General features: G+C 62.4%; 3 protein-coding genes and 1 pseudogene. All 4 read right to left on the reverse strand.

The window, feature by feature from the left end; all coding sequences use genetic code 11:
- The coding region (nuoG, locus tag GIW04_RS28535; protein ID WP_236479449.1) for an NADH-quinone oxidoreductase subunit NuoG at positions 1 to 1,363 on the reverse strand (1,363 nt) is incomplete at its 3' end.
- Between the two features lie 135 nt (positions 1,364 to 1,498).
- Positions 1,499 to 2,854, reverse strand: coding sequence for an NADH-quinone oxidoreductase subunit NuoF (gene nuoF, locus GIW04_RS28540; RefSeq protein ID WP_034133820.1), 1,356 nt, complete (start codon positions 2,852 to 2,854; stop codon positions 1,499 to 1,501).
- A complete protein-coding gene (gene nuoE / locus GIW04_RS28545) occupies positions 2,851 to 3,348 on the reverse strand; it encodes an NADH-quinone oxidoreductase subunit NuoE (RefSeq protein WP_003174721.1) in 498 nt (165 codons plus the stop codon). The genes nuoF and nuoE overlap by 4 nt, the downstream gene beginning before the upstream one ends.
- Before the next feature lie 2 nt (positions 3,349 to 3,350).
- Positions 3,351 to 4,182 (reverse strand): annotated as a pseudogene (locus GIW04_RS28550) (NADH-quinone oxidoreductase subunit C/D); the annotation flags it as partial.

Here is a 4,182-nt window from a genome sequence, read left to right on the forward strand (position 1 = left end):
AACCGAGGCGGGCCAGGTCGTCCGGCGCAGCGTGCACGCATTCTTCGGCGATGTCGTCGAGCTTGGTTTCAGCCAGAGAAGCGATAAACAGCGGGTTCAGCGCGTGCTGGCCGATGTTTTTCACGGCCGCGTCGAGCCACGGCTGTACGCGCATGGCGTCGGCCATTTCTTCGGCCTTGCCTTTGACCGATTGACGCAGGGACAGCGCGATACGCGCGGCGGTCTGGGTCAGGTCTTCACCGAGCACGAAGATCGCATCGTGGTCTTCGATGTCGCGCATGTTCGGAACCGGCAGCGGGCTGTCGTTCAGCACTTGCAGGACCAGACGGATGCGCTCCAGCTCGCCGGCTTCGATACCGCAGTAGAAGTGCTCGGCACCTACCAACTCGCGCAAGGCGAAGTTGCTTTCGAGGCTGGCACGTGGTGAACCGATACCGACGATGTTACGGCCGCGCAACAGGTCGGCGGCCTTATCCAGCGCGGCGTCCAGGCTCAGCTTGGCGCCATCGGCCAACAGTGGCTGGCGTGGGCGGTCTTCGCGGTTGACGTAGCCATAGCCGAAACGGCCACGGTCGCACAGGAAGTACTGGTTGACCGAACCGTTGAAGCGGTTTTCGATGCGACGCAGTTCGCCGTAGCGCTCGCCCGGGGAGATGTTGCAACCGCTGGAGCAGCCATGGCAGATGCTCGGTGCAAACTGCATGTCCCACTTACGGTTGTAGCGCTCGGAGTGGGTCTTGTCGGTGAACACACCGGTCGGGCAGACCTCGGTGAGGTTGCCGGAGAACTCGCTCTCCAGCACGCCGTCTTCAACGCGACCGAAGTACACGTTGTCGTGGGCGCCGAACACGCCCAGGTCGGTGCCGCCGGCGTAGTCCTTATAAAAGCGCACGCAGCGGTAGCAGGCGATGCAGCGGTTCATTTCGTGGGAAATGAACGGGCCGAGGTCCTGGTTCTGGTGGGTACGCTTGGTGAAGCGATAACGGCGCTCGTTGTGGCCGGTCATCACCGTCATGTCTTGCAGGTGGCAGTGACCGCCTTCCTCACAGACCGGGCAGTCGTGGGGGTGGTTGGTCATCAGCCATTCGACAACGCTGGCGCGGAATGCCTTGGATTCTTCATCGTCGATGGAGATCCAGGTGTTGTCGGTGGCTGGGGTCATGCAGGACATGACGATACGACCACGGGTGTCGTTCTCGTCGGTGTATTGCTTGACCGCACACTGGCGACAGGCACCGACGCTACCAAGCGCGGGGTGCCAGCAGAAATACGGGATGTCGAGGCCGAGTGACAGACACGCCTGTAACAGGTTGTCCGCCCCATCGACTTCGAGCGCTTTGCCGTCTACGTGGATAGTGGCCATGGTTCAAAGTTCTTCGTTGGCCCGTTGTCAGCGGGCGTGGCTAATGGAATCTTGTTATTCATGTGCATCTACACAGCCTTGAAGGCGTCAGCACATGAGCAGGCGAAGGGCACGGACCCTTCGCCTGTTTAAGCGTTACGCGCCGACTACGATCGGCTTCGCCAGAGGCGGGACGGCGGCGCTGGTGGGCGCGATGCCGGCTTCGAACTCCGAGCGGAAGTATTTGATTGCGCTGCCCAATGGCTCCACGGCGCCCGGTGCGTGAGCACAGAAGGTCTTGCCTGGGCCGAGGAAGCCGACCAGGCCCAGCAGGGTTTCGATGTCACCCTCGCGGCCTTCGCCATTTTCCAGGGCCATCAGCAGCTTGACGCTCCACGGCAGACCGTCGCGGCATGGGGTGCAGAAACCGCACGATTCACGGGCAAAGAACTGCTCCATGTTGCGCAGCAGCGAGACCATGTTCACCGTGTTGTCGACCGCCATCGCCAGGCCAGTACCCATCCGGGTACCCACCTTGCCGATGCCGCCGGCATACATCTGTGCGTCGAGGTGCTCAGGGAGCAGGAAGCCGGTACCGGCGCCGCCTGGCTGCCAGGCTTTCAAGGTGTAGCCGTCGCGCATGCCGCCGGCGTAGTCCTCGAACAGCTCGCGCGCGGTCACGCCGAACGGCAGCTCCCACAGGCCAGGGTTCTTGACCTTGCCGGAGAAGCCCATGAGCTTGGTGCCCATGTCTTCGCTGCCTTCACGGGCCAAGGATTTGTACCAGTCCACGCCGTCGGCGATGATCGCTGGCACATTGCACAGGGTCTCGACGTTGTTCACGCAGGTCGGCTTGCCCCACACGCCCACGGCGGCGGGGAAGGGCGGCTTGGAGCGCGGGTTGGCGCGGCGGCCTTCGAGGGAGTTGATCAGTGCGGTTTCTTCACCGCAGATATAACGCCCGGCGCCGGTGTGCACGAACAGTTCGAAGTCAAAGCCGGAACCGAGGATGTTCTTGCCTAGCAAGCCTGCGGCCTTGGCTTCTTGCACGGCACGGTTGAGGTGCTTGGCGGCGGTGGTGTACTCGCCACGCAGGAAGATGTAGCCACGGTAGGTTTTCAGCGCACGGGCACTGATCAGCATGCCTTCGATCAGCAGATGGGGCAGTTGCTCCATCAGCATGCGGTCTTTCCAGGTGTTGGGCTCCATTTCATCTGCGTTGCACAGCAGGTAGCGGATGTTGATGGATTCGTCTTTGGGCATCAGGCCCCACTTCACGCCAGTGGGGAAGCCCGCACCGCCGCGGCCCTTGAGGCCGGCGTCCTTCACGGTCTGGACGATATCGTCCTGGGCCATGTCGGCGAAGGCTTTGCGCGCAGCCGCGTAGCCGTTCTTGGCCTGGTACTCGTCGAGCCATACCGGCTCGCCGTCGTCACGCAGGCGCCAGGTGAGGGGGTGAGTCTCGGCCGAACGCTTGATCAGGTTGGCCGGGCCGAAGGAAGTCAGGGTCATGGGTAGCCCTCGAGCAATTGGGTGACGCCAGCGGGCTGTACGTCACCGAATGTGTCGTCGTCGATCATCAACGCCGGCGCCTTGTCGCAGTTGCCTAGGCAGCACACCGGCAGCAGCGTGAAGCGGCCGTCCGGGGTGGTCTGGCCGAGGCCGATGCCCAGCTTGTTCTGGATCTCGCTGACCACGGACTCATGGCCGCCGATGTAGCAGACCATGCTGTCGCACACGCGAATGATGTGGCGGCCCACCGGCTGACGGAAGATCTGGCTGTAGAACGTGGCCACGCCTTCAACGTCGCTGGCGGGGATGCCGAGGATCTCGCCGATGGCGTAGAGGGCGCCGTCGGGCACCCAGCCACGTTCCTTCTGGACGATCTTCAGGGCTTCGATAGACGCCGCGCGCGGGTCTTCGTAGTGATGCAGCTCGTGCTCGATGGCCGAGCGCTCGGTTTCACTCAAGGTGAAACGGTCTGTCTGGATAAGCGTGCTGTTCATGCTTAGCGGTCCACGTCGGCCATAACGAAATCGATACTACCCAGGTACGCAATCAAGTCCGCGACCATCTCGCCTTTGATCACCGAAGGGATCTGCTGCAAGTGGGCAAAGCTTGGGGTACGAATCCGGGTGCGGTAGCTCATGGTGCCGCCATCGCTCGTCAGGTAATAACTGTTGATACCCTTGGTCGCTTCGATCATCTGGAAGGATTCGTTGGCCGGCATCACCGGGCCCCACGAAACCTGCAGGAAGTGCGTGATCAGGGTTTCGATGTGCTGCAGCGTGCGCTCTTTGGGCGGCGGCGTGGTCAGCGGGTGATCCGCCTTGTACGGGCCGGCCGGCATGTTGCGCATGCACTGCTCGATGATCTTCAGGCTCTGGCGCATTTCTTCGACGCGCACGATGCAACGGTCGTAGGCATCGCCATTGGCCGCCAGCGGTACTTCGAACTCGAAGTTCTCGTAGCCGGAGTATGGGCGCGCTTTACGCAGGTCGAAGTCGCAACCAGTGGAACGCAGGCCGGCACCGGTGACGCCCCATTCCAGGGCCTCTTTGGTGTTGTACTGCGCGACGCCGATGGTGCGGCCTTTGAGGATGCTGTTGTCCAGGGCGGCTTTCTGGTATTCGTCCAGACGCTTGGGCATCCAGTCGATGAATTCCTTGACCAGGCGCTCCCAGCCGTTCGGCAGGTCGTGGGCCACCCCGCCAATGCGGTACCAGGCCGGGTGCAGACGGAAGCCAGTGATGGCTTCGATGACCTTGTACGCGCGCTGACGGTCGGTGAAGGTGAAGAACACCGGGGTCATGGCGCCGACGTCCTGGATATAGGTACCC

It is taken from the genome of Pseudomonas sp. PA-4-8C (assembly GCF_021606625.1).
Classification (GTDB): Bacteria; Pseudomonadota; Gammaproteobacteria; order Pseudomonadales; family Pseudomonadaceae; genus Aquipseudomonas; species Aquipseudomonas lactis.